The sequence below is a fragment of the Streptomyces rhizosphaerihabitans genome (assembly GCF_025399795.1).
Classification (GTDB): Bacteria; Actinomycetota; Actinomycetes; order Streptomycetales; family Streptomycetaceae; genus Streptomyces; species Streptomyces rhizosphaerihabitans.
The window spans coordinates 82,297-108,200 of record NZ_JAODTZ010000004.1 but is presented as its reverse complement, the minus strand read 5'-3'; the positions used below and the strand labels follow the sequence as shown (position 1 = coordinate 108,200).

The window sequence follows — 25,904 nt, the reverse complement described above, 5'->3', positions numbered from 1 at the left end:
GCCCTTGCAGTGGCCTGGTCGCCTCGCGTTTCCTCGAAGAGCTCAAATCCTCTTTCACCGAGTGAGGTCAACCCGTGTCCAGCATGCTCTCCAACTCCGCCCAGCCCGCTGAGAACTCCGCGATCGGCACCGCCCGCGTCAAGCGCGGCATGGCCGAGCAGCTCAAGGGCGGCGTGATCATGGACGTGGTCAACGCCGAGCAGGCGAAGATCGCCGAGGACGCAGGCGCCGTGGCCGTCATGGCCCTGGAGCGGGTCCCCGCCGACATCCGCAAGGACGGCGGCGTCGCCCGGATGTCGGACCCGAACATGATCGAGGAGATCATCGAAGCGGTCTCCATCCCGGTGATGGCCAAGTCCCGCATCGGCCACTTCGTCGAGGCCCAGATCCTGCAGTCCCTCGGCGTCGACTACATCGACGAGTCCGAGGTCCTCACTCCGGCCGACGAGGTCAACCACTCCGACAAGTGGGCGTTCACCACCCCCTTCGTCTGCGGTGCCACCAACCTGGGCGAGGCCCTGCGCCGTATCGCCGAGGGCGCGGCCATGATCCGCTCCAAGGGCGAGGCCGGCACCGGCAACGTCGTCGAGGCCGTCCGCCACCTGCGCCAGATCAAGAACGAGATCGCCAGGCTGCGCGGCTTCGACAACAACGAGCTGTACGCCGCCGCCAAGGAACTGCGCGCCCCGTACGAGATCGTCAAGGAGGTCGCCGAGCTCGGCAAGCTCCCGGTCGTCCTGTTCTCCGCCGGTGGTGTCGCCACCCCCGCCGACGCCGCGCTCATGCGCCAGCTCGGCGCCGAGGGCGTCTTCGTCGGCTCCGGCATCTTCAAGTCCGGCGACCCGGCCAAGCGCGCCGCCGCCATCGTGAAGGCCACCACCTTCTACGACGACCCGAAGATCATCGCGGACGCGTCCCGCAACCTCGGCGAGGCCATGGTCGGCATCAACTGCGACACCCTCCCCGAGACCGAGCGCTACGCCAACCGCGGCTGGTAGTCACATGAGCACTCCTGTGATTGGCGTCCTGGCCCTCCAGGGCGACGTACGGGAGCACCTGATCGCCCTGGCCGCGGCGGACGCCGTGGCCAGGCCGGTAAGGCGCCCCGAGGAGCTCGCCGAGATCGACGGTCTGGTCATTCCCGGCGGCGAGTCCACCACCATCTCCAAGCTGGCCGTCCTCTTCGGAATGATGGAGCCGCTGCGCGCGCGGGTCCGTGACGGCATGCCCGTGTACGGCACCTGCGCCGGCATGATCATGCTCGCCGACAAGATCCTCGACCCGCGCTCGGGTCAGGAGACCATCGGCGGCATCGACATGATCGTGCGCCGCAACGCCTTCGGGCGGCAGAACGAGTCCTTCGAGGCGGCTATCGACGTCCGCGGCGTCGAGGGCGATCCCGTGGAGGGCGTCTTCATCCGCGCACCCTGGGTCGAGTCCGTGGGTGCCGAGGCCGAGGTGCTCGCCGAGCACGAGGGCCACATCGTCGCGGTACGCCAGGGAAACGCGCTCGCCACGTCGTTCCACCCGGAGCTGACGGGCGACCACCGTGTTCACGGTTTGTTCGTCGACATGGTGCGCGCGAACCGGACACCGGCGTCCTTGTAGGATCTGTGGGGTCTTCCCAGGCTCCCAATGTCTGGGGGAGTCCGTACAGGTTGGGTTACGCGAAGGAGACAGGCAGATGTCCGGCCACTCTAAATGGGCTACGACGAAGCACAAGAAGGCCGTGATCGACGCCAAGCGCGGCAAGCTCTTCGCGAAGATGATCAAGAACATCGAGGTCGCGGCCCGCACGGGCGGCGCCGACGTGTCCGGCAATCCGACGCTGTTCGACGCCATCCAGAAGGCCAAGAAGAGCTCGGTCCCGAACAAGAACATCGACTCCGCGGTCAAGCGCGGCGCCGGTCTCGAGGCCGGTGGCGCGGACTACGAGACGATCATGTACGAGGGTTACGGCCCGAACGGTGTCGCCGTGCTCATCGAGTGCCTCACCGACAACCGCAACCGCGCGGCCTCGGACGTCCGCGTCGCCATGACCCGCAACGGCGGGAACATGGCCGACCCCGGCTCCGTCTCGTACCTGTTCAACCGCAAGGGCGTCGTCATCGTCCCCAAGGGCGAGCTGGCCGAGGACGACGTCCTCGGTGCCGTGCTCGACGCGGGTGCCGAGGAGGTCAACGACCTCGGTGAGTCCTTCGAGGTCCTGTCCGAGGCCACCGACCTGGTCGCGGTGCGCACCGCGCTCCAGGAAGCCGGCATCGACTACGACTCCGCCGACGCCAACTTCGTCCCGACCATGCAGGTCGAGCTCGACGAGGAGGGCGCCCGGAAGATCTTCAAGCTGATCGACGCCCTGGAGGACAGCGACGACGTGCAGAACGTCTTCGCCAACTTCGACGTCAGCGACGAAGTCATGGAGAAGGTCGACGCCTGATCGAGGGCTTGCAAGGAGCGACGGGCCGACGGGACACCCCCGTCGGCCCGTCGCTCTGTCAGTGGCACCCGATAGCCTGCACGAACTGGGGATACCTCCAGTGGTGGCCAGGGAAATCGAAGGAGAGCTCGGTTGCGGGTGCTGGGTGTTGACCCCGGGTTGACCCGGTGCGGTGTCGGGGTGGTCGAGGGAGTCGCGGGCCGGCCGCTGACCATGCGCGGCGTCGGAGTCGTCCGTACCCCCGCGGACGCCGAGCTGGGCCTGCGCCTGGTCGCCATCGAGCAGGGCATCGAGCAGTGGCTCGACGAGTACGAGCCCGAATTCGTCGCCGTGGAGCGGGTGTTCAGCCAGCACAACGTCCGGACCGTGATGGGAACCGCCCAGGCCAGCGCCGTCGCCATGCTCTGCGCGGCCCGGCGCGGCATCCCCGTCGCCCTGCACACCCCGAGCGAGGTCAAGGCCGCCGTCACCGGCAACGGACGCGCCGACAAGGCCCAGGTCGGCGCGATGGTCACCCGTCTGCTCCGGCTCGCCGAGCCCCCCAGACCCGCGGACGCGGCGGACGCCCTCGCCCTCGCCATCTGCCACATCTGGCGCGCCCCCGCCCAGACCAGACTCCAGCAGGCCGCCGCGCGGATCGGGCCCGACCGGGCCGTCGCGCAGAACAGACTTCAGCAGGCCGCAGCCGCGCACGCCTCGCACCAAGCATCGAAAGGCCGTACCGCATGATCGCCTTCGTCAGCGGCCCGGTCGCCGCCCTCGCCCCCGACTCGGCGGTGGTCGAGGTCGGCGGCATCGGCATCGCCGTCCAGTGCACGCCGGGCACGCTCTCCGGGCTCCGCACCGGACAGCAGGCCAGGCTCGCCACCTCCCTCGTCGTCCGGGAAGACTCGCTCACCCTCTACGGCTTCGCCGACGACGACGAGCGCCAGGTCTTCGAGCTGCTCCAGACCGCGAGCGGAGTCGGCCCCCGCCTCGCCCAGGCGATGCTCGCCGTGCACACCCCGGACGCCCTGCGCCGCGCCGTGTCCAGCGGGGACGAGAAGGCGCTCATCGCCGTCCCCGGCATCGGCAAGAAGGGCGCCCAGAAGCTGCTGCTGGACCTCAAGGACCGGCTCGGCGAGCCCCTCGGCCCCGGCGGCCCGGCCATCGGCACGGGGGTCACCGCCGGCTGGCGCGACCAGCTTCACGCCGCGCTCGTCGGCCTCGGGTACGCGACCCGCGAGGCCGACGAGGCGGTCTCCGCCGTCGCCCCGCAGGCCGAGGCAGCCGAGGGAACCCCACAGGTCGGCCAGCTCCTCAGGGCCGCTCTGCAGACCCTGAACCGAGCCCGCTGAACGGCCCCGGCCCCCGGGCCGGGCGCGCGCCCCGGTGCGGTTCGCGCCCGGCGCACCGCCGACCGCCCCACCACCACGAGACCACGAGGCACCACCGATGAACTGGGACGACACGAGAGACGAAGCCGCCGACGAGCGGCTCGTCGGCGCCGCCGCGGAGCGGCTGGTGGGATCGGTCGCCGACGGCGAGGACCAGGCCGTCGAGGCCGCTCTGCGCCCCAAGGACCTGGACGAGTTCATCGGCCAGGAGAAGGTCCGCGAGCAGCTCGACCTGGTCCTGCGAGCCGCACGCGCGCGCGGTGCCACCGCCGACCATGTGCTGCTCTCCGGCGCTCCCGGGCTCGGCAAGACCACCCTCTCCATGATCATCGCGGCCGAGATGGGCGCTCCCATCCGGATCACCAGCGGCCCCGCCATCCAGCACGCCGGAGACCTCGCCGCGATCCTCTCCTCGCTCCAGGAGGGCGAGGTCCTGTTCCTCGACGAGATCCACCGCATGTCCCGGCCCGCCGAGGAGATGCTCTACATGGCGATGGAGGACTTCCGCGTCGACGTCATCGTCGGCAAGGGCCCCGGCGCCACCGCCATCCCGCTGGAGCTGCCTCCGTTCACGCTGGTCGGCGCCACCACGCGCGCGGGACTGCTGCCGCCGCCCCTGCGCGACCGCTTCGGCTTCACCGCGCACATGGAGTTCTACGAGCCGGCCGAACTGGAGCGCGTCATCCACCGCTCCGCCGGCCTCCTCGACGTCGAGATCGACGCCGAGGGAGCCGAGGAGATCGCCGGCCGCTCCCGCGGCACGCCCCGCATCGCCAACCGCCTGCTGCGCCGCGTACGTGATTACGCGCAGGTCAGAGCGGACGGGATCGTCACCCGGGAGATCGCCGGGGCGGCGCTGAAGGTCTACGAGGTCGACGCGCGGGGCCTGGACCGACTCGACCGCGGTGTTCTCGAAGCCCTGATCAAGCTTTTCGGCGGTGGCCCTGTCGGATTGTCCACACTTGCTGTCGCTGTGGGGGAGGAGCGTGAGACGGTGGAGGAGGTCGCCGAGCCCTTCCTCGTAAGAGAGGGACTCCTCGCCCGTACTCCCCGTGGCCGGGTGGCGACACCCGCGGCATGGGCACATCTCGGCCTCACGCCGCCGAGCCGCTCAGCAGGCGGAAACGGACAACAGGACCTGTTCGGGGCGTGACGGCGTGCGCACGTACCGGGGCAGGAACCCCGGTGCCATGCTGAGCGTTGTTCCCTGAGTGCGGACTCGCTTAGACTCCGCCGATGCCGCGTATGTCGACGGCATACATACCCCCATCCAGCAAACCGCTCACCAGGTGCGGTCGAAGAAGGAAGTCCCGACCCGTGAGTACCTACACCCTCCTCCCGTTCATCGTGCTCATCGGGGCCATGTTCCTGATGACCCGGTCGGCCAAGAAGAAGCAGCAGCAGGCGGCCTCCATGCGCAACGAGCTGCAGCCCGGCTCCGGCGTGCGCACGATCGGCGGCATGTACGCCACCGTCAAGGAGGTCAGCGAGGACACCGTCCTCCTCGACGCGGCGCCGGGTGTCGACCTGCTCTTCGCGAAGAACGCGATCGGTGCGGTCCTCACGGACGACGAGTACAACCGCATCGTCCACGGCATTGAGCACGACCTGAAGGCCGACGGCACCGTCGTGCCGGACGACGCCTCCTCCCTCACCGAGACCGACGAGCCCGCCGCCGACGCCTCTTCCGACGCCTCCGACGACAAGCCCCTCGACCTCGGCAAGAAGGACGCGGCGGACAAGCCGGCCGACGAGGTCGTCGAGGCGAAGGCCGACAAGGCCTTGGACGTCGACGAAGCAGAGCCGAAGAAGACCGACGGCGAGGCCGACGCGAAGTAGTCACGACCCGGGAGCGCGGCGCGATCCGCTCGCGCCCAGTACCTCCCGGGACGTGCTGTTCTCGCACGGAGTCCCGACACCATGGCATGGCCGTTCACGCGCTCACCCGGCGCAGGGCGGCCCGAGAGGGAGTACGAGAAGGTGGCAGCACCGAAGAAGGGCCGGAGCGCGAGCGCCCAGAGCAGGCCGGGGCGCTCGCTGGCCCTGATCCTGATCGCCATCGCGGCGCTCACCGGGGGGATGTTCGCCTCCGGGCACACCACTCCGCGTCTCGGCATCGATCTCGCCGGCGGCACGAGCATCACGCTCACGGCGAAGAACGAGCCGGGCCAGCCCAACGCGATCAACAAGACCAACATGAACACCGCGGTCGACATCATGAACCGCCGTGTCAACGGTCTCGGTGTCTCCGAGGCCGAGGTTCAGACCCAGGGATCCGACAACATCATTGTCAACATCCCCAAGGGCACGAACTCCAAGCAGGCCCGCGACCAGGTCGGCACCACCGCCAAGCTCTACTTCCGTCCCGTGATCGCCACCGAGGTCACCGCGGCCGAAGCGACGGGCACCCCGTCGCCGAGCGCCTCCAGCAGTGCCTCCGGCAAGTCCACGGACAAGGCGACCCCGTCCTCCTCGTCCTCCGTGACGCCGTCGGCCTCCGCCACCACCCAGGGCCGCGTCGTCACCGACGCGCTGAAGGCGGGCTCCTCACCGTCGGCGAGCAGCACCCCGAGCTCCTCGGCCTCCTCCAGCGCGGCTCCCTCGGCCAGCGCCAGCGTGGACCCCGCGACCGCCAAACTGCAGTCCGAGTACGCCGCGCTCAACTGCGCCGACCCGGCGGCCCGCGCCAAGGCCGGTGCCGGCGCCAAGTCGACCGAGCCGACCGTGGCCTGTGGCAACTCCTCCGGCCAGTGGCAGAAGTACGTGCTCGGCCCGGCCGCGGTGTCCGGCACGGACATCAGCAAGGCCGCCGCTGTCTTCGACACGCAGAACGCCTCGGGCTGGAAGGTCACCATGGACTTCACGTCCGGTGGCTCCAAGAAGTTCGCCGCCATCACAGGCAAGCTCGCCCAGAACCAGCGCCCGCAGAACCAGTTCGCCGTCGTCCTCGACGGTGAGGTCGTCTCCGACCCGTCCGTCGGCCAGGAGCTGAGCGGCTCCGCGGAGATCTCCGGAAGCTTCACGCAGACCGAGGCGCAGGACCTGGCCAACATGCTGAAGTACGGCGCGCTGCCGCTCACCTTCAAGGAGTCCAGCGTCACCACGGTGACCGCCGCGCTCGGTGGCGAGCAGCTGCACGCCGGACTGATCGCCGGCGCCATCGGCCTTGCCCTGGTCATCATCTACCTGGTGCTCTACTACCGCGGCCTGTCGGTCATCGCCATCGCCTCCCTGGGGGTCTCCGCGATCCTCACCTACGTGCTCATGGCGCTGCTCGGCCCGGCCATCGGCTTCGCGCTGAACCTGCCGGCCGTGTGTGGCGCGATCGTCGCGATCGGTATCACAGCGGACTCGTTCATCGTCTTCTTCGAACGCATCCGGGACGAGATCCGCGAGGGCCGCTCCCTGCGGCCCGCCGTCGAGCGCGCCTGGCCGCGTGCCCGGCGCACCATCCTGGTCTCCGACTTCGTGTCGTTCCTCGCCGCCGCGGTGCTCTTCATCGTCACCGTCGGCAAGGTCCAGGGCTTCGCGTTCACCCTCGGTCTGACCACGGTGCTCGACGTTGTCGTCGTGTTCTTCTTCACCAAGCCGCTGATGACGCTCATGGCCCGCAGGAAGTTCTTCGCGGAGGGCCACAGCTGGTCCGGCCTCGACCCGAAGCGACTGGGCGCCAAGCCGCCGCTGCGCCGCACCCGTCGCGCGTCCGCCCCCGTCGACACGAAGGAGGCGTGAGATGTCGAAACTCGGCACCCTCGGCGCCCGGCTCCACCGCGGCGAGATCGGCTACGACTTCGTCGGCAAGCGCAAGATCTGGTACGGCATCTCGATCCTGATCACCATCACGGCCATCCTCGGCCTGACGGTGCGCGGCCTGAACATGGGCATCGAGTTCCAGGGCGGTGCCGTCTTCACCACCGGCAAGTCCAGTGTCTCGGTGAGCCAGGCGGAGACCTTCGCGCGAGAGGCCTCCGGCCACGACGCGGTCGTCCAGAAGCTCGGCAACGGCGGCCTGCGCGTCCAGATCGCCGGTATCGACACCGGCAAGTCGGACGCGATCAAGGACAAGCTCGCCGCGGACCTGAAGGTCAACTCCGAGCAGATCAACGCCGACCTGGTCGGCCCCAGCTGGGGTGACCAGATCGCCAACAAGGCCTGGGAGGGCCTGGCGATCTTCATGGTCCTGGTCGTGATCTACCTGGCCATCGCCTTCGAGTGGCGTATGGCGATCGCCGCGCTGGTCGCCCTGATCCACGACATCACCATCACGGTCGGCATCTACGCCCTGGTCGGCTTCGAGGTCACCCCGGGCACCGTGATCGGTCTGCTCACGATCCTCGGTTACTCGCTCTACGACACGGTCGTCGTCTTCGACAGCCTCAAGGAGCAGACCAAGGACATCACCAAGCAGACCCGCTGGACCTACAGCGACGTCGCCGACCGCTCGATCAACAGCACCCTGGTGCGTTCGATCAACACCACGGTGGTCGCGCTGCTGCCGGTCGCCGGCCTGCTGTTCATCGGTGGCGGCGTGCTCGGCGCGGGCACGCTCAACGACATCTCGCTGTCGCTGTTCGTCGGCCTCGCGGCCGGCGCGTACTCCTCGATCTTCATCGCCACGCCGCTGGTCGCCGACCTCAAGGAGCGCGAGCCGCAGATGAAGGCCCTGCGCAAGCGGGTCCTCGCCAAGCGGGCCCAGGCGGCCGCCCAGGGCGAGTCCCTGGAGCCGCGGGGCAACGAGTCGTACGAGGACGACGAGCCGGATGACGTCACGCCGGCGGTCGTCGGTCCCCGCAACCAGCCCGCGTCCCGCACCCGCGGCCGCGGCCGGCCCTCGGGGAAGCGCCGATGACCGGCATCGAAGAGCTGCTGTTCAGCCGTATCCGTGACGTGGCCGACTATCCGGAGCCGGGGGTGATGTTCAAGGACATCACCCCGCTCCTGGCCGACCCGGCCGCGTTCGGCGCGCTGACCGGCGCCCTGGCGGACATCGCCGTGCGCAACGGAGCCACCAAGATCGTCGGCCTGGAGGCCCGTGGCTTCATTCTCGGAGCGCCGGTCGCCGTCCAGGCGGGGCTCGGCTTCATCCCCGTGCGCAAGGCGGGCAAGCTTCCCGGAGCGACCCTGTCGCAGGCGTACGACCTGGAGTACGGCTCCGCCGAGATCGAGGTGCACGCCGAGGACCTGAGTGCGGCCGACCGCGTGCTGGTCGTCGACGACGTCCTCGCCACCGGCGGCACCGCCGAGGCCTCGCTCCAGCTCATCCGCCGGGCGGGCGCCGAGGTCGCGGGCGTCGCCGTGCTGATGGAGCTCGGCTTCCTGGGCGGCCGCGGCCGTCTGGAGCCGGCTCTGGCCGGCGCTCCCCTGCAGGCGCTCCTCACGATCTGAGGCCCGTCCGCTCACCACCCGGGAGACAGTCCCGGGAGAGGCCCCCGAAAGGCCTGAGACACCCGTAGGACACCGTGGAGGCGGGCCCGGAGGAATCCGGCGCCCGCCTCTGGCGTTCCTTCTGTACGAGGCCGCCCCCGGCGGCCGACAGCGAGTCCGGCGCGAAGGATCGCTACCATGGGGTTTCCGGAGCCTGACCGGGGGACCCGGATCGCGCACGAGGAGCCCTCTTGCCAGACGAGGCCCAGCCACTCGCCCCCAGCGCGGAACGCCTGGGGCGAACCGCCTCCACCCAGCCCGAGCCCGCCTCGGGCCCCGCGGAGACGCCCGCACGGAACGTCGCGAGCGGGCCGGTCGAGCACGCCCAGGCCGCGCCCGACGACACGGCGGCCGAGGAGCCACGTCCCAAGCCGGCCTCGTCCGAGCGCCCCGCGAACACCCCGGCGGTCCGTCCCGCGGCAGGTCAGCCCACACGCTCCGGCGGATCCTCCAACCGCGTCCGCGCCCGGCTCGCCCGTCTCGGCGTCCAGCGCTCGAACCCGTACAACCCGGTTCTGGAGCCCCTGCTGCGGATAGTGCGCAGCAACGACCCCAAGATCGAGACGGCGACGCTCCGGCAGATCGAGAAGGCCTACCAGGTCGCCGAGCGCTGGCACCGAGGCCAGAAGCGCAAGAGCGGCGACCCGTACATCACGCACCCGCTCGCCGTCACCACCATCCTGGCCGAGCTGGGCATGGACCCGGCGACGCTCATGGCCGGTCTCCTGCACGACACCGTCGAGGACACCGAGTACGGCCTCGACACCCTGCGCCGCGACTTCGGCGACCAGGTCGGCCTGCTCGTCGACGGCGTCACCAAGCTGGACAAGGTCAAGTTCGGCGAGGCGGCCCAGGCCGAGACCGTGCGCAAGATGGTCGTCGCCATGGCCAAGGACCCCCGCGTCCTGGTCATCAAGCTCGCCGACCGCCTGCACAACATGCGCACCATGCGCTACCTCAAGCGCGAGAAGCAGGAGAAGAAGGCGCGCGAGACCCTGGAGATCTACGCGCCGCTCGCCCACCGCCTGGGCATGAACACCATCAAGTGGGAGCTGGAGGACCTCGCCTTCGCGATCCTCTACCCCAAGATGTACGACGAGATCGTGCGCCTGGTCGCCGAGCGTGCCCCCAAGCGCGACGAGTACCTCGCCATAGTGACCGACGAGGTCCAGTCCGACCTGCGCGCGGCCCGGATCAAGGCGACCGTCACCGGCCGCCCGAAGCACTACTACAGCGTCTACCAGAAGATGATCGTCCGCGGCCGTGACTTCGCGGAGATCTACGACCTGGTGGGCATCCGCGTCCTCGTGGACACCGTCCGCGACTGCTACGCGGCGCTCGGCACCGTGCACGCGCGATGGAACCCGGTCCCCGGCCGGTTCAAGGACTACATCGCGATGCCGAAGTTCAACATGTACCAGTCGCTGCACACGACGGTCATCGGCCCCAACGGCAAGCCCGTCGAACTCCAGATCCGTACGTTCGACATGCACCGCCGGGCCGAGTACGGCATCGCCGCGCACTGGAAGTACAAGCAGGAGACCGTCGCCGGCTCCTCCAAGATCCGCACCGACGTGCCCCGGGCGGCCAAGGGCAGCGCGGGCCAGGACACCGTCAACGACATGGCGTGGCTGCGCCAGTTGCTCGACTGGCAGAAGGAGACCGAGGACCCCAGCGAGTTCCTGGAGTCGCTGCGCTTCGACCTGTCGCGCAACGAGGTCTTCGTCTTCACTCCCAAGGGCGACGTCATAGCGCTTCCGGCCGGTGCGACACCGGTGGACTTCGCGTACGCGGTCCACACGGAGGTCGGCCACCGGACGATAGGAGCACGGGTCAACGGACGCCTGGTGCCCCTCGAATCGACCCTGGACAACGGCGACCTGGTGGAGGTCTTCACCTCCAAGGCGGCCGGCGCGGGCCCCTCCCGCGACTGGCTCGGCTTCGTGAAGTCGCCGCGCGCCCGCAACAAGATCCGCGCCTGGTTCTCCAAGGAACGCCGCGACGAGGCGATCGAGCACGGCAAGGACGCCATCGCCCGCGCGATGCGCAAGCAGAACCTGCCGATCCAGCGCATCCTCACCGGCGACTCCCTGGTCACCCTCGCGCACGAGATGCGCTACCCCGACATCTCGTCGCTGTACGCGGCGATCGGCGAGGGGCATGTCACCGCCCAGAGCGTCGTCCAGAAACTCGTCCAGGCGCTCGGCGGCGAGGAGGCGGCCTCCGAGGAGATCGACGAGTCGGTACCGCCCGCGCGGGGCCGCGGCCGCAAACGGCGCAGCAACAACGACCCCGGTGTGGTCGTCAAGGGCGTCGACGACGTGTGGGTCAAGCTCGCCCGGTGCTGTACGCCGGTACCGGGTGACCCGATCATCGGTTTCGTCACCCGCGGAAGCGGCGTATCGGTTCACCGCAGCGACTGCGTCAACGTCGACTCGCTGTCGCGTGAACCCGAACGCATCCTCGAGGTCGAGTGGGCGCCCACCCAGTCCTCGGTCTTCCTGGTCGCCATACAGGTCGAGGCCCTGGACCGGTCCCGGCTCCTGTCGGACGTCACCCGTGTCCTGTCCGACCAGCACGTCAACATCCTGTCCGCGGCCGTCCAGACCTCACGCGACCGTGTCGCCACCTCCCGGTTCACCTTCGAGATGGGCGACCCCAAGCACCTGGGACACGTCCTGAAGGCCGTACGGGGCGTGGAGGGCGTCTACGACGTGTATCGCGTGACATCGGCCCGCAGGCCCTCCGAGGCCTGACACCCGCCGTCCGCCCCGGCAGTCCCGCCGGGGCGGACGCTCCGGTGCCAAGGCCCGGCACACACCGGCGCCACCGCGCGAAGGGGCTCCCGTACGGTTCGTACGGGAGCCCCTTCGCGCGGTGTCCGACGGTTCAGCCGTCAAACTGTTGTCCGATCAGCCGCCGAACTCCTGAAGACCCTTCAGAGCCTGGTCCAGCAGTGCCTGACGGCCGTCCAGCTCCTTCTGGAGCTTGTCGGCCTTCGAGGTGTTGCCCGCGGAGCGCGCCGCCTCGATCTGGCCCTGGAGCTTGTCCACGGCGGCCTGCAGCTGACCGGTCAGACCCTCGGCACGCGCGCGTGCCTCCGGGTTCGTCCGGCGCCACTCGGTCTCCTCCGACTCCTGGAGGGCCCGCTCCACCGCGTGCATCCGGCCCTCGACCTTCGGGCGGGCGTCGCGCGGCACGTGGCCGATGGCCTCCCAGCGCTCGTTGAGGGAACGGAAGGTCGCACGGGCGGCCTTCAGGTCCTGCACCGGGACGAGCTTCTCGGCCTCCTCGGCCAGCTCCTCCTTGAGCTTCAGGTTCTCCGTCTGCTCCACGTCGCGCTCGGCGAAGACCGAGCTGCGCGCCGCGAAGAACACGTCCTGGGCGCCGCGGAAGCGGTTCCACAGGTCGTCCTCGTGCTCGCGCTGGGCGCGGCCCGCGGCCTTCCAGTCCGCCATCAGTTCGCGGTAACGGGCCGCCGTCGGGCCCCAGTCCGACGAGCCGGACAGCGACTCGGCCTCGGCGACCAGCTTCTCCTTGGTCTTGCGGGCCTCCTCGCGCTGCGCGTCCAGCGAGGCGAAGTGCGCCTTGCGCCGCTTGGAGAACGCCGAGCGGGCATGCGAGAAGCGGTGCCACAGCTCGTCGTCCGACTTGCGGTCGAGTCGTGGCAGCCCCTTCCACGTGTCCACCAGCGCGCGCAGCCGCTCACCGGCCGACCGCCACTGGTCGCTCTGCGCCAGCTCCTCGGCCTCGACGACCAGCGCCTCCTTGGCGTGCCGCGCCTCGTCGGACTGCTTGGCCCGCTGGACCTTGCGTTCCTCACGGCGCGCGTCGACCGTCTCCACGAGCTTGTCCAGCCGCACCCTCAGCGCGTCCAGATCGCCGACCGCGTGGTGGGCGACCACCTGCTCGCGGAGGTGATCGATGGCGGTCTGGGCGTCCTTCGCCGACAGGTCGGTGGTCTTCACTCGCTTTTCGAGGAGGCCGATCTCGACAACCAGGCCCTCGTACTTGCGCTCGAAGTAGGCCAGCGCCTCATCGGGGGAGCCGGCCTGCCAGGAACCGACGACCTGCTCGCCGTCGGCCGTACGCACGTACACGGTCCCCGTCTCGTCGACGCGTCCCCACGGGTCGCTGCTCACAGCGCCTCCTCCACATGATGCCTGTGAGGGGCGTCAGCGCCCCCTGGCATCGTCCACAGTTTCGTCACGGCCAACATAGGCGACCGGCGGGGCGGCTGTCCGCATCCCGCGCGACCGAAATTCAGCAGCTGACGGTCAGGATTTCGTCACGGTCAGCTTGTTGATGGCGACGGTCGCGTTGGGCGCGGTGTTGCCGGTCTGGGGATCGGCGGCCTGCGCACCGGCGGCGGCAATCTTCTTGAGGGCCTTCATTCCCGCATCGGAAATTGTTCCGAACGGTGCGTAGTCGGGCGGCAGCTGACTGTCCTGGTAGACGAGGAAGAACTGGCTGCCGCCCGTGTTGCGGCCCTGCTGCGTCTGGGCGTTGTACTGGTTCGCCATCGCAACGGTGCCCGCGGGGTACACGTTGCCCTTGAGGCTTTTGTCCTTGAGGTTCTCGTCCGGGATCGTGTAGCCGGGGCCCCCCGCGCCGGTGCCCTGCGGGTCACCGCACTGCAGCACGTAGATGCCGTCGGTGGTGAGCCGGTGGCACTTGGTGTGGTCGAAGTAGCCCTTGCCGGCGAGGAACGCGAACGAGTTGACCGTGTGCGGGGCGGCGGACGCCTTGAGCGCGATGTCTATGTCACCGCACGTCGTCGCCATCTTCATCGTGTAGTCCGCGGACTTGTCGATGGTGACCGCCGGCTCCTTCTTCCAGGTGAGCGACTTCACCTTGCCCGCGGCGGGCTTCTCGCAAGGATCCGGCGCCTTGCTCGTCGGCGAGGCGCTCGGCGTCACCTCGGCGCCCGCGTTGGCCTTCTTGTCGTCGCTCTTGAAGGCCCCGGTCAAGTACGACAGCGCACCGCCCGCGACGACCACGCCGACGACCGCCGCGATCACCGCGTTGCGTGTATGGGTCTTGCGTCGCGCCGATGTGCGGCGCTGCTGCTGCCGCAAGAACTTCTCCCGGGCGAGCTGACGCCGCCGCTGTTCCTGGCTGACCACCGGGTTTCTCCTCGTGCGTCTCGTACGTCGGTTGGGACGCGTGCGTCTCGTGAGCCGACCGCCTGCGTGTGACCCGTACCGTATATGGGTTCGCTGAGGAATCGGCAGCGCCGGTAGGCTCTGATCCACAGCCACCCGCCCCGTACGACACCAGCGCGTACACCACCACGAAGGACGATCGTGCTCATTGCCGGGTTCCCCGCCGGGGCCTGGGGGACCAACTGTTATCTGGTCGCCCCCGCCGCGGGTGAGGAGTGCGTGATCATCGACCCGGGCCATCAGGCCGCCCAGGGAGTCGAGGACGCGCTCAAGAAACATCGGCTCAAGCCCGTCGCGGTCATCCTCACCCATGGCCACATCGACCACGTCGCCTCGGTCGTCCCGGTGTGCGGAGCGCACGACGTGCCGGCCTGGATCCACCCCGAGGACCGGTACATGATGAGCGACCCCGAGCGGGCGCTCGGCCGGTCCATCGGAATGCCGCTGATGGGCGAGCTGACCGTGGGGGAGCCCGACGACGTGCGGACGCTGACCGACGGCGCGGAGCTGAAGCTGGCGGGCCTCGACCTCTCCGTCGCGCACGCGCCGGGCCATACGAAGGGGTCGGTGACGTTCCGGATGCCCGAGAGCGCGGACATCCCGTCCGTGTTCTTCTCCGGGGATCTGCTCTTCGCCGGCTCCATCGGACGCACCGACCTGCCGGGCGGCGACATGGACGAGATGCTCGACTCGCTGGGCCGTGTGTGCCTGCCGCTCGACGACTCGACCGTGGTGCTGTCCGGCCACGGCGCCCAGACGACGATCGGCCAGGAGCGCGCCACCAACCCGTATCTGCGGCAAGTGGCGGCGAGCCGCCAAGAACGCGGAGCGGACAAGACCTCCGCTCCTCGACGAGGAATGTGACGAGAGACTTCCGTGAGTACTTTCCAGGCCCCCAAGGGCACGTACGACCTCATTCCGCCGGACAGCGCCAAGTACCTCGCCGTGCGCGAGGCCATCGCCGCGCCGCTGCGCAACTCCGGCTACGGCTACATCGAGACGCCCGGTTTCGAGAACGTCGAGCTGTTCGCGCGCGGTGTCGGTGAGTCCACCGACATCGTGACCAAGGAGATGTACGCCTTCGAGACCAAGGGCGGCGACAGGCTGGCCCTGCGTCCCGAGGGCACCGCCTCGGTGCTGCGCGCGGCTCTGGAGGCCAACCTGCACAAGGCGGGCAACCTCCCCGTCAAGCTCTGGTACTCGGGCTCGTACTACCGTTACGAGCGTCCCCAGAAGGGCCGTTACCGCCACTTCTCCCAGGTGGGCGCCGAGGCGATCGGAGCCGAGGACCCGGCGCTCGACGCGGAGCTGATCATCCTGGCGGACCAGGCGTACCGCTCACTGGGCCTGCGGAACTTCCGCATCCTGCTGAACAGCCTGGGCGACAAGGAGTGCCGCCCCGTCTACCGGACCGCGCTGCAGGACTTCCTGCGCGGCCTGGACCTCGACGAGGAGACCCTCCGGCGGGCGGAGATCAACCCGCTGCGCGTGCTCGACGACAAGCGCCCGGACGTCCAGAAGCAGCTGGGCGGGGCGCCGTTGCTGCGTGACTACCTCTGTGACGCCTGCAAGGCGTACCACGAGGAGGTGCGCGACCTGATCACGGCCGCGGGTGTCTCCTTCGAGGACGACCCGAAGCTGGTGCGCGGGCTCGACTACTACACGCGTACCACGTTCGAGTTCGTGCACGACGGTCTCGGCTCGCAGTCCGCCGTCGGCGGCGGTGGCCGTTACGACGGGCTGTCCGAGATGATCGGCGGCCCCGCGCTGCCGTCCGTCGGCTGGGCGCTGGGCGTCGACCGTACGGTGCTGGCACTGGAGGCGGAAGGCGTGGAGCTCGAACTCCCCGCGGCCACCAGTGTGTTCGCGGTGCCGCTCGGGGAGGAGGCCCGCCGGGTGCTCTTCGGTGTCGTCACGCAGCTGCGCAAGGCCGGTGTCGCCGCCGACTTCTCGTACGGCGCGAAGGGGCTCAAGGGCGCGATGAAGAACGCGAACCGCAGCGGGGCCCGGTACACGGTCGTCGCCGGTGAGCGTGATCTCGCCGAGGGCGTCGTGCAGCTCAAGGACATGGAGTCCGGGGAGCAGACGGCGGTCGGCGTCACCGAGATCGTGGCCGACCTGCGGTCCCGCCTGGGCTGAGGCGGGTCCTCCCGCCTCGGCGGACGCCACGATCCGGTGCGCCCGCCGTCGCCTCCTCCGCCCGTCCCGCCCGGGGGCTCCGCCCCTGCACCGCTCCGCGAACGACCGGAGAGGCTGAAGGATTTCAGCCTCTCCGGCGTCGGGGGCGCGGCAGGACAGGGGGCGGGAGCCCCGGTTCAGCAGCCCGAAGCCTCACTTGGCGATCCGAACCCCACGCCGGTGATCCGAAGCCTCATTCCAGCAACCCGAAGCGCATCGCGCTCGTCACCGCGGCCGTCCGGTCGTCCACCCCCAACTTCCCGAAGACCCGCAGCAGATGGGTTTTCACGGTGGACTCGCCGATGAAGAGCCGACGGCCGATCTCCGCGTTCGTACAGCCCTCGGCGACCAGCCGCAGCACCGCGGTCTCCCGCTGGGAGAGCCGTGGCCGCTCCGGCTTGCTGCGGAGCCGGTCGACCAGACGGGCGGCCACGGACGGGGCCAGCACGGTCTCGCCCCGTGCCGCGGCCCGTACGGCGTCCGCGAGTTCGGCGCGCGGCAGATCCTTCAGCAGATACCCCGCGGCTCCGGCCTCCACCGCCCGCAGGATGTCCCGGTCCGTCTCGTACGTCGTCAGCACGACGACCCGGCAGGGCAGCCCGGCACGCGTCATCCGTTCGATCGCGTCGACGCCCCCGCCCTCGGGCATCCGCAGGTCCATGAGCACGATGTCGGGCCGGAGTTCGGCGGCCAGCGCCTCCGCGCGCGGCCCGCTGGACGCGTCGGCGATCACCTCGAGATCGGGTTCGGCGCTGAGCATCGCGCGCAGCCCTTCGCGTACGACGGGATGGTCGTCGGCGAGGATGATCCGGATCACGCGTCACTCCTGGGGACGGGCAGGAACACGGTGACGGTCGTCCCGTCGCCCGGCGCACTGCGGATCAGAGCCGTACCACCCACCTCGGCGGCCCGCGCGCGCAGCCCCGCGAGACCGTACCCGGCGACCGGCACGGCGGGGTCGAAACCGCGGCCGTCGTCGCGTACGCGGAGGGCCAGCGAATCGGCGGCGTACGTCAGCGCGACCGCGACCGCGGGTGAACTCCCGGCGTGCTTGCGGGCGTTGGTCAGCGCCTCCTGACACGAGCGGAGGATCACCACCTCGGGGCCCGTCGGCAGCGGCCGTACCGGCCCGGTCACGTCGACGGTCGCGTCGTGGCGGGCCGCCAGCCGGCGCAGCGCGTCGGGCAGTGTGGCGCCGTCCAGGTCGGCGGGTGTGCCCCCGGTGACCAGGGCCCGCGCCTCGGCGAGGTTCTGCCGGGCGGTCTCGTCCATCAGGGCAAGATGGCGGCGGGCCTGCGGCAGATCGTGTTCGAGTTCGGCCTCGACGGCCTGGACCAGCATCAGCAGGCTGGTGAAACCCTGCGCGAGGGTGTCGTGGATCTCCCGGGAGAACCGCTCGCGCTCGGCCAGCGCGCCGTGCGCGGCCGAGAGCCGGGAGATCTCGTGGCGGCTGGCGTCCAACTCGGTGATCAGTTCGGCCCGTTCCCGGCTCTGTTCCATGATGCGGATGATCCAGCTGCCCAGCGCCGCCGAGAAGACGAGCGTGACCACGGCGAAGACCGTGTTGAAGAACAGGACCTGTCCCTCGGGCCGCCAGAGCAGAGCCCAGCCCGCCACCGGCGCGATGTTGATGGCGGTCGTGGCGGTCAGCGCCCGGCGCAGCCGCAGCCCGATGAAGCACTGGGGGATGAGCGCGAAGGTCATCAGACGGGTCTCGCCGACCAGCACCCCGGGCGGCAGGAACAGCACGACCGCGCCCACGATGTAGCCGAGGGCGCGGCGTTCGTCGGGGACATCGGCCGTGAGGACGGGGCGTCCGACCAGCAGATACCAGGGGATCAGCAGCAGGAGCAGTCCGCCGGCCGCGAGACGGATGTGCCACCCCGGGTGCGCCGTGCCGAGCACGAACACCAGGGTGGCCACCCACACGATCGCGAAGTACGAGTCCCAGAGCCGGAACGAGAGCTCCCAGGTGTTCGACGCGCGGGCCCCGCCCGGTGCCGGACCTGTTCGGGTCCGGTCCGGCACCGGACCCGTTCGGGCCTCGTCCGGCACCGGACCCGACCGAGCCTCTCCTGATAGCGGCCCCGGCCTGGTTCCGCCCGGCGCGGGACCCACGGAGGCCCCGTCCGGCACCAGATCCGAAAGCGCCCCGTCCTGCACCGGGTCGGGGCGCGCGGCCGAAGTCGTCATCCGTCGCGCCGGCCCTTCCAGCGGAAGGTCAGCAGACACAGCAGCAGTCCTCCGACGCACCACGCCCCGAGCACCAGGGCGATCCGTCCGAACTCCCAGTCGCCCGCCTGCTCGAGAACCTTGGCGGAGTCGGGCAGGAACACCCCGCGCAGCCCCTGGCACATCCACTTGAGGGGGAACAGCGCGCCGATGTTCAGCATCCAGTCCGGGATGGTGTCGACGGAGATGTAGACGCCGGAGATGAACTGGAGGACCAGGAAGGGCAGGACGACCACCGACGTGGCGCTCCTGCCCGTCTTCGGGACCGAACTGATCGCGATGCCGAGCAGGGCGCAGGCCGTGAGGCCCAGGACGAAGATCCAGCCGAAGTCCGCCCACTTGCCGAGGTCCGAGGGCAGGTCGACGTCGTACAGCGTGGTGCCGACGACGAGCAGGATCGCCGTCTCCAGGGCGCCGGTCACTAGGACCAGCCATATCTTGCCGAAGAAGTACGCGGCCGGCGGCATCGGTGTGCCGCGCAGCCGGCGCAGCACCTTCTCGTCCCGTTCGATCGCGATCGAGATGCCGAGGGACTGAAAGCTGGTCGACATGATGCCAGCGGCCATCATCGCCGGGACGTACAGCTGGGAGGCGGTGATGCCCGCGCCCTTCACGTCGTTGCTGAAGATCGACGCGAACAGGAACAGGAAGACGACCGGGAAGGCGAACGTGAACACCACCTGGTCGCGCTGGCGGAAGAACTGTCTGATCTCCAGAGCGCCGCGCCGCAGCCCCAGTCCCCAGGCGCCGGGCAGCCGGCCGTTCGCGGTCGTCGTACGCGGGCGTACGCCGGTCGTGGTCATCGCGCGTCCTCCAGGCCGGTCAGTCGCAGATAGACGTCCTCCAGGGTGGGGCGGCTCACCCGGAGTCCCGGGATCTCCCCGTCGAAGCGCTGCGTGAGCCCGGCGACCGTCCTGGTGGGGGTGTCCGTGCGTTCGCTGCGCGGGCTGCCGTCGGCCTCCGTCCATTCGACCGTGGCCTCGGTACCGAAGCGCTCGCGCAGCGCGGCCGGTTCGCCCTCCGCGACGACCCGGCCCCGGGCGATGACCGCCAGCCGGTCCGCGAGGGCTTCCGCCTCCTCCAGGTAGTGCGTGGTCAGCAGGATGGTGGTGCCCTCGTCGGCCAGCCTGCGGATCAGCTCCCAGAACTGCCGTCGTGCCGCCGGGTCGAAGCCCGTGGTCGGCTCGTCCAGGAGCAGCAGTTCGGGACCGCCGATCACACCGAGGGCCACATCGAGCCGGCGGCGCTGACCGCCCGACAGCGACTTGATCCTGCTGCCCGCCTTCTCCTCGAGACCGACCAGGCCGATGACCTCCTCGGGATCACGGGGATTCGGGTAATAACAGGAGAAATGTCGTACGGTCTCGCCCACCGTCAACTCGGCGGGCGCGGATTCGTCCTGCCAGACGATTCCGACGCGTGAACGCCACGCGCGCGTGCCCGTCGCCGGGTCCGAGCCGAGCACCGAGACCTCGCCCGCGTCCCGCCGGCGATTGCCCTGGAGGATCTCCACGGTGGTGCTCTTGCCCGCGCCGTTCGGTCCGAGCAGGCCGAACACCTCGCCCTGCCTGATCCCGAGATCGATGCCGTCGACGGCGGTGACGTCCCCGTACTGCTTGCGCAGCCCCCGTACGTCCACCGCGAGTTGGTCCGCGTGTGTTGTCATGCCGAGAGCTTCCCCCCTGAACCGAACGCTCCGGGACGGCCGTGCGTACCTTCTTATGTCCACCGAACGGTGGACAGGCGGGCGTGTGCGGCACAATGAGCCTGCCCGCGAGCCCCTTCGAAGCTACGGAAACGGCGTGATGAGCAAGACGACAGTCAAGGACATCCCGACCGACCTGGAACGCCCCGCCGCTCCGCGGACGGTCGGCGGCAGCCGTGCCCTCGCCCTGCTGCTGGTGATCACAGGCGCGGCCGGTCTCCTTGCCGCGTGGGTCATCACGATCGACAAGTTCAAGCTGCTGGAGAACCCGAACTTCGTCCCGGGATGCAGCCTGAACCCGGTCGTCTCCTGCGGCAACATCATGAAGAGCGCCCAGGCCTCGGCCTTCGGCTTCCCGAACCCCATGATGGGGCTCGTCGCCTACGGCATCGTGATCTGCGTCGGGGTGAGCCTGCTCGCGCGGGCCACCTTCCCGCGCTGGTACTGGCTGACCTTCAACGCGGGCACGCTCTTCGGGGTCGCGTTCTGCACCTGGCTCCAGTTCCAGTCGCTGTACCGGATCAACTCGCTGTGCCTGTGGTGCAGCCTGGCCTGGGTCGCCACGATCACCATGTTCTGGTACCTGACGTCCTTCAACGTCCGCAACGGCTTCCTGCCCGCCCCGCGCTGGATGAAGAGCTTCTTCGGCGAGTTCACCTGGGTCCTGCCGACCCTGCACATCGGCATCATCGGCATGCTGATCCTGACCCGCTGGTGGGACTTCTGGACCAGCTGACGGGCCCGGGGATCGCCGGACCGGCTGACCGACGGCCCCGCGGGGATTGTCAGTGGCCCCCGGTAGGGTTCTTGACGTGGAGCCCGACCTGTTCACTGCCGCGGCAGAAGAACGCCAGGAGAAGGACCCGTCCAGCAGTCCCCTGGCGGTGCGGATGCGTCCGCGCACCCTCGACGAGGTCGTGGGGCAGCAGCATCTGCTGAAGCCGGGCTCACCCCTGCGCAGACTCGTCGCCGAGGGGAGCGGCGGTCCGGCCGGACCGTCCTCGGTGATCCTCTGGGGCCCGCCGGGCACGGGCAAGACGACCCTCGCGTACGTCGTCTCCAAAGCCACCGACAAGCGCTTCGTGGAGCTTTCCGCGATCACCGCGGGCGTCAAGGAAGTGCGCGCGGTCATCGACGGCGCCCGCCGCGCCACCGGCGGCTTCGGCAAGGAGACCGTCCTCTTCCTGGACGAGATCCACCGCTTCAGCAAGGCCCAGCAGGACTCCCTGCTCCCGGCCGTGGAGAACCGCTGGGTGACGCTGATCGCCGCGACCACCGAGAACCCGTACTTCTCGGTGATCTCGCCGCTGCTCTCCCGCTCCCTCCTGCTCACCCTCGAACCGCTCACCGACGACGACCTGCGCGGCCTGCTGCGCCGGGCCCTCGCCTCCGAGCGCGGTCTCAAGGAAGCCGTCACCCTGCCCGGGGACGCCGAGGAGCATCTGCTGCGGATCGCGGGCGGCGACGCCCGCCGTGCCCTGACCGCCCTGGAGGCCGCGGCCGGCGCGGCCCTCGACAAGGGCGAGCCGGAGATCACCCTCCAGACGCTGGAGGAGACGGTCGACCGCGCCGCGGTGAAGTACGACCGCGACGGCGATCAGCACTACGACGTGGCCAGCGCGCTCATCAAGTCCATCCGCGGCTCCGACGTGGACGCCGCCCTGCACTACCTGGCCCGGATGATCGAGGCGGGCGAGGACCCCCGCTTCATCGCCCGACGCCTGATGATCTCCGCCAGCGAGGACATCGGCCTCGCCGACCCGAACGCGCTGCCCATAGCCGTGGCAGCCGCCCAGGCCGTCGCGATGATCGGTTTCCCCGAAGCCGCGCTCACCCTCAGCCACGCCACGATCGCGCTCGCCCTGGCACCGAAGTCCAACGCCGCGACCATGGCCATCGGCGCCGCCATGGAGGACGTGCGCAAGGGCCACGCGGGTCCGGTGCCGACGCATCTGCGCGACGGGCACTACAAGGGCGCGGCCAAGCTCGGACACGCCCAGGGCTACGTGTATCCGCACGACCTGCCCGAAGGCATCGCCGCCCAGCAGTACGCGCCCGAGGAGCTCACCGACCGGGAGTACTACACACCGACCCGGCACGGCGCCGAGGCGCGTTACGCCGACGCGGTGGAGTGGACCAGGAAACACCTCGGTAGAGGGCGGTCCTGAGCACCCTGTACGATGGCTCGAAGCGCTGCGTCCCGTGTCCGGCTCCGGTCGGCACCACCAGAACGGGACATTCAGCCGGAGCCCCTGCCTCCACGGGGGGATTCCAGGAGCGTCGCGCACCGTCGAAGGTGTCGCGGGCAACCCACCACCACCCGGATCTCCGGGACCGGTCGGTGGGTCACTCGCGTGCTGCACGTATGTGCCCAGACCCAGGAGCGGCTGCCCGCCCCGCCCACGTGGATCCTCACGTCGACGGGAAGGGTTTCCCGGGCTGCGGATTGCGACCTCCCCTAACCCTGGTGAAGCCGTATTCGCATCCGAAACATGAGGTGTTTGGTTCATGCCGAACCAGTCCCGCCCCAAGGTCAAGAAGTCGCGTGCCCTCGGCATCGCGCTGACCCCGAAGGCCGTCAAGTACTTCGAGGCCCGCCCCTACCCGCCGGGCGAGCACGGCCGCGGCCGCAAGCAGAACTCGGACTACAAGGTCCGTCTGCTGGAGAAGCAGCGTCTGCGCGCGCAGTACGACGTGTCCGAGCGTCAGCTCGTCCGCGCCTACGAGCGTGCCGCCAAGACGCAGGGCAAGACCGGTGAGGCCCTGGTCATCGAGCTCGAGCGCCGTCTCGACGCGCTGGTGCTGCGTTCGGGCATCGCCCGCACGATCTACCAGGCCCGCCAGATGGTCGTCCACGGCCACATCGAGGTCAACGGCGGCAAGGTCGACAAGCCGTCGTTCCGTGTCCGTCCCGACGACGTCGTGATGGTCCGCGAGCGCAGCCGCAGCAAGACGCTGTTCGAGGTTTCCCGCGCGGGCGGCTTCGCCCCCGACGGTGAGACCCCGCGCTACCTCCAGGTGAACCTCCCGGCCCTGGCGTTCCGCCTGGACCGTGAGCCGAACCGCAAGGAGATCCCGGTGATCTGCGACGAGCAGCTCGTCGTCGAGTACTACGCCCGCTGATCTTCTTACAGCGGACGCGGTACCACCTGCGCGTCAGCGTCAGCCCGTCGTCTCCCCGCCCTTCGAGGTGGGCGAGACGGCGGGCTTTCGCATCTCCGGGGGCCACTTGCGCGGCGACGGCACCGCCCCGAGCGGCGGAGCCCCGGCCCCCTTGAGAGCACGGGCGACCGCCGCGTCCTGCCCGAGCAGCTCTCCCGCCCGCAGGCACTCCTCGTACCGCTCGTCGCCCAGCCGCTGCCGGGCCAGGGCCGCACAGCGCTCGTGCGGCGCGTTGTAGTACGCCGAACCGAACAGCGGCAGGCCCACCGACGGCCACATCCGCGACGCCGCCCCCTGGAGCAGGGCGGCCTCGGCCGGATCGCCCTCGACCGCCGTGACCAGGGCGAGGAGCTCGACCGCGAGAACGGCGCCGAGCAGATCGTGGAAGCTGTGCGCGATACCCAGGCCCTGCTCCAGGAGATCCCGGGCCCGTGCCTGATCGCCCTCGACCTGGGCCTGGTACGCCAGGACGTACAGCGCGTACGCCAGCGCCCAGCGTTCCCCGTGGTCCTCGCAGACCCTGCGCACGTCCTCGCACAGCTTCGCCGCGCCCGTCAGATCGCCCTGGAAGGCGAGCGCCATCGCCAGCTCGACCTGACCCATCAGCACATTGCTGTTCAGCTCGCCGATCTCGTGATAGCGGTCCAGCGCCGAGCGCAGCAGGGCTTCGGCGCGCGCCATGTCGTCCGTGACCAGGGCCAGACAGCCGGTGCGATGTTCGGCGTAGGCGACCGCGACGGCGTTCCCGGAGCGCTCAGCCTCCTCGCGGCACTCCTGGAGCGCGGACAGCGCGGGCACCGAGTCCCCCTGGAGGACCGCCACATAACCGAGCACCCACAGGGCCTTCAGCCGCGACTGGTCACGGTCGCCGTCGAGCTCGACACTGCGCTCCAGCCAGTGCCGGCCCTCGGAGAGCCGGCCGCAGCCGACCCAGTAGAACCACAGGGCGCCCGCCAGATACTGGCCCAGATGCGCATCGTTCGGTTCGGTGAGCGAGTACTCCAGCGCGCAGCGCAGATTCGGCAGCTCCGTCTCGACACGCGCCGCCACCTCGCCCTGCCGCGGCGAGAACCAGTCCAGCTCGCACCAGGTGGCCAGGCCCATGTACCAGTCGCGGTGCCGGCGTCGCAGCCGCTCCGCGTCGCCCGTCGCCTCCAGCCAGTCCGCGCCGTAGGCCCTGACGGTGTCCAGCATCCGGTAGCGCACACCCGCCGCCGCCTCCTCGCGCGCGAGCACCGACTGAGCGAGCAGTGCGCCGAGCACATCGAGGATGTCGTCGGCGTGCAGTCCGTCCCCGCTGCACACGTACTCGGCGGCCTCCAGGTCGAACTGCCCGGCGAACACCGACAACCGCGACCACAGCAGCCGTTCCCCCGGCGTGCACAGCTCGTGGCTCCAGCCGATCGCCGTCCGCAACGTCTGGTGCCGGGGCGGTGTGTCGCGCCCGCCGCCGGTCAGCAGCCGGAACCGGTCCTCCAGGCGGGCGAGCAGCTGCGCGGGCGACAGTGCGCTGAGGCGGCCCGCCGCCAGCTCGACGGCCAGCGGGATTCCGTCCAGGCGCCGGCACAACTCCTCGACGTCGGACCGGTTCCCCTCGTCCAGTGCGAAGCCGGGCACCCGGGCCGCCGCCCGGTCCGCGAACAGCTCCACCGCCTCCGCCGCGGCCAGCGGAGCCAGCCGGAACACCCGCTCGCCCCCGACGTCCAGCGGCCTGCGGCCCACGGCCAGCACCCGCAGTCCGGACGCCCGCCGCAGCAACTCGCCCACCAGCGAGGCGCTCACGTCCACCAGGTGCTCGAAACCGTCCAGGACCAGGAGGAGCCGGCGTCCGGCGAAGTGGTCCAGCAGCACCTGCCGCGGCGGCTTCGCCGTGTGGTCCGTCAGTCCGAGGGCCTCGGCCACCGCGTACTCGACGAGGTCCGGATCGTGCACCGCGGACAGGTCCACGCGCCACACCCCGTCGGGTGCGTCCGCCCGTGCCGCCGCGTGCGCCGCGAACCGCGTCTTGCCGACGCCTCCCACGCCGGTCACGGTGACCAGGCGGACCGTCTCCAGCACCTCGGCCAGCCGCGCGAGTTCGGTGGCGCGCCCCACGAACGCGTCGAGTTCCAGGGGCAGATTGCCGGGTGTCGCAGGACCGGAGCGCCGGGCGCGGTGAGAACGCTGCATGAAATACGGAGCGTACTGAACCATAAGCACTCCGTACAATCGCTTCGCGCAACTCC

The 25,904-nt window shown here is 70.0% G+C and carries 23 protein-coding genes; 16 read left to right on the top strand and 7 right to left on the bottom strand.

Going from position 1 to position 25,904, the window contains the following annotated elements:
• The first annotated feature begins 83 nt into the window (after positions 1–83).
• From pdxS to N4G66_RS05375, 11 genes are all read left to right on the top strand, one after another.
• Complete coding sequence (gene pdxS / locus N4G66_RS05425; RefSeq protein WP_261702959.1) at positions 84–998, top strand: pyridoxal 5'-phosphate synthase lyase subunit PdxS; 915 nt, start codon at positions 84–86, stop codon at positions 996–998.
• A 4-nt stretch (positions 999–1,002) separates the two neighbouring features.
• Positions 1,003–1,608 (top strand): pyridoxal 5'-phosphate synthase glutaminase subunit PdxT, encoded by a 606-nt coding sequence (gene pdxT / locus N4G66_RS05420; protein ID WP_261702792.1) that lies wholly within the window; start codon positions 1,003–1,005, stop codon positions 1,606–1,608.
• Positions 1,609–1,684: 76 nt separating this feature from the next.
• Positions 1,685–2,437, top strand: a complete 753-nt coding sequence (locus tag N4G66_RS05415) for a YebC/PmpR family DNA-binding transcriptional regulator (protein ID WP_261702791.1) — start codon at positions 1,685–1,687, stop codon at positions 2,435–2,437.
• A gap of 132 nt (positions 2,438–2,569) precedes the next feature.
• The gene (gene ruvC / locus N4G66_RS05410; RefSeq protein ID WP_261702790.1) at positions 2,570–3,166 is read left to right on the top strand and encodes a crossover junction endodeoxyribonuclease RuvC; all 597 of its coding nucleotides are present in this window, start codon (positions 2,570–2,572) and stop codon (positions 3,164–3,166) included.
• Positions 3,163–3,774: a Holliday junction branch migration protein RuvA gene (ruvA, locus tag N4G66_RS05405; RefSeq protein ID WP_261702789.1), complete on the top strand. Its 612-nt coding sequence runs from the start codon at positions 3,163–3,165 to the stop codon at positions 3,772–3,774. The genes ruvC and ruvA overlap by 4 nt, the downstream gene beginning before the upstream one ends.
• Before the next feature lie 97 nt (positions 3,775–3,871).
• Complete coding sequence (ruvB, locus tag N4G66_RS05400) at positions 3,872–4,966, top strand: Holliday junction branch migration DNA helicase RuvB (RefSeq protein WP_261702788.1); 1,095 nt, start codon at positions 3,872–3,874, stop codon at positions 4,964–4,966.
• 164 nt (positions 4,967–5,130) lie between these two features.
• On the top strand, positions 5,131–5,652 hold the full coding sequence (gene yajC / locus N4G66_RS05395; protein WP_261702787.1) for a preprotein translocase subunit YajC: 522 nt from the start codon (positions 5,131–5,133) through the stop codon (positions 5,650–5,652).
• 141 nt (positions 5,653–5,793) lie between these two features.
• Positions 5,794–7,545 (top strand): protein translocase subunit SecD, encoded by a 1,752-nt coding sequence (gene secD, locus N4G66_RS05390; protein ID WP_261702958.1) that lies wholly within the window; start codon positions 5,794–5,796, stop codon positions 7,543–7,545.
• Between the two features lies 1 nt (position 7,546).
• Positions 7,547–8,662 carry a protein translocase subunit SecF gene (gene secF / locus N4G66_RS05385; protein ID WP_261702786.1) on the top strand — a complete coding sequence of 372 codons (1,116 nt, stop codon included), beginning with the start codon at positions 7,547–7,549 and terminating at the stop codon, positions 8,660–8,662.
• Positions 8,659–9,198: an adenine phosphoribosyltransferase gene (locus tag N4G66_RS05380; protein WP_261702785.1), complete on the top strand. Its 540-nt coding sequence runs from the start codon at positions 8,659–8,661 to the stop codon at positions 9,196–9,198. Before secF ends, N4G66_RS05380 begins: the two co-directional genes overlap by 4 nt.
• A 230-nt stretch (positions 9,199–9,428) precedes the next feature.
• On the top strand, positions 9,429–11,993 hold the full coding sequence (locus N4G66_RS05375; protein ID WP_391858758.1) for a RelA/SpoT family protein: 2,565 nt from the start codon (positions 9,429–9,431) through the stop codon (positions 11,991–11,993).
• A 156-nt stretch (positions 11,994–12,149) separates the two neighbouring features.
• On the opposite strand, the gene N4G66_RS05370 is transcribed toward N4G66_RS05375, so the two are convergent.
• Entirely contained in the window at positions 12,150–13,379 is a 1,230-nt protein-coding gene (locus N4G66_RS05370) for a DUF349 domain-containing protein (protein WP_261702784.1), read from the bottom strand.
• Between the two features lie 135 nt (positions 13,380–13,514).
• Complete coding sequence (locus N4G66_RS05365; RefSeq protein WP_261702783.1) at positions 13,515–14,363, bottom strand: peptidylprolyl isomerase; 849 nt, start codon at positions 14,361–14,363, stop codon at positions 13,515–13,517.
• A 180-nt stretch (positions 14,364–14,543) separates the two neighbouring features.
• Here N4G66_RS05365 and N4G66_RS05360 point away from each other — a divergent pair, with 180 nt between their 5' ends.
• Entirely contained in the window at positions 14,544–15,266 is a 723-nt protein-coding gene (locus tag N4G66_RS05360; protein ID WP_261702782.1) for an MBL fold metallo-hydrolase, read from the top strand.
• 12 nt (positions 15,267–15,278) lie between these two features.
• Positions 15,279–16,541, top strand: coding sequence for a histidine--tRNA ligase (gene hisS, locus N4G66_RS05355; protein ID WP_261702781.1), 1,263 nt, complete (start codon positions 15,279–15,281; stop codon positions 16,539–16,541).
• A 232-nt stretch (positions 16,542–16,773) separates the two neighbouring features.
• On the opposite strand, the gene N4G66_RS05350 is transcribed toward hisS, so the two are convergent.
• From N4G66_RS05350 to N4G66_RS05335, 4 genes are all read right to left on the bottom strand, one after another.
• The gene (locus tag N4G66_RS05350) at positions 16,774–17,397 is read right to left on the bottom strand and encodes a response regulator (RefSeq protein ID WP_261702780.1); all 624 of its coding nucleotides are present in this window, start codon (positions 17,395–17,397) and stop codon (positions 16,774–16,776) included.
• Positions 17,394–18,608, bottom strand: a complete 1,215-nt coding sequence (locus N4G66_RS05345; protein ID WP_261702779.1) for a sensor histidine kinase — start codon at positions 18,606–18,608, stop codon at positions 17,394–17,396. The genes N4G66_RS05350 and N4G66_RS05345 overlap by 4 nt, the downstream gene beginning before the upstream one ends.
• 161 nt (positions 18,609–18,769) lie before the next feature.
• Positions 18,770–19,615 (bottom strand): ABC transporter permease, encoded by an 846-nt coding sequence (locus tag N4G66_RS05340; RefSeq protein WP_261702778.1) that lies wholly within the window; start codon positions 19,613–19,615, stop codon positions 18,770–18,772.
• Positions 19,612–20,478 (bottom strand): ABC transporter ATP-binding protein, encoded by an 867-nt coding sequence (locus tag N4G66_RS05335; RefSeq protein ID WP_261702777.1) that lies wholly within the window; start codon positions 20,476–20,478, stop codon positions 19,612–19,614. The genes N4G66_RS05340 and N4G66_RS05335 overlap by 4 nt, the downstream gene beginning before the upstream one ends.
• Before the next feature lie 139 nt (positions 20,479–20,617).
• On the opposite strand from N4G66_RS05335, the gene N4G66_RS05330 reads away from it, so the two are divergent.
• The 3 genes from N4G66_RS05330 to rpsD all read left to right on the top strand — a co-directional run bounded on the left by N4G66_RS05330 (position 20,618) and on the right by rpsD (position 23,640).
• The gene (locus tag N4G66_RS05330; protein ID WP_261702776.1) at positions 20,618–21,253 is read left to right on the top strand and encodes a vitamin K epoxide reductase family protein; all 636 of its coding nucleotides are present in this window, start codon (positions 20,618–20,620) and stop codon (positions 21,251–21,253) included.
• A 76-nt stretch (positions 21,254–21,329) separates the two neighbouring features.
• Complete coding sequence (locus N4G66_RS05325) at positions 21,330–22,685, top strand: replication-associated recombination protein A (protein WP_261702775.1); 1,356 nt, start codon at positions 21,330–21,332, stop codon at positions 22,683–22,685.
• Positions 22,686–23,025: 340 nt separating this feature from the next.
• Positions 23,026–23,640, top strand: a complete 615-nt coding sequence (rpsD, locus tag N4G66_RS05320) for a 30S ribosomal protein S4 (protein WP_164369968.1) — start codon at positions 23,026–23,028, stop codon at positions 23,638–23,640.
• Between the two features lie 39 nt (positions 23,641–23,679).
• Here the strand turns inward: rpsD and N4G66_RS05315 are convergent, their stop codons facing one another.
• The gene (locus N4G66_RS05315; protein ID WP_261702774.1) at positions 23,680–25,848 is read right to left on the bottom strand and encodes an ATP-binding protein; all 2,169 of its coding nucleotides are present in this window, start codon (positions 25,846–25,848) and stop codon (positions 23,680–23,682) included.
• Positions 25,849–25,904: the final 56 nt, after the last annotated feature.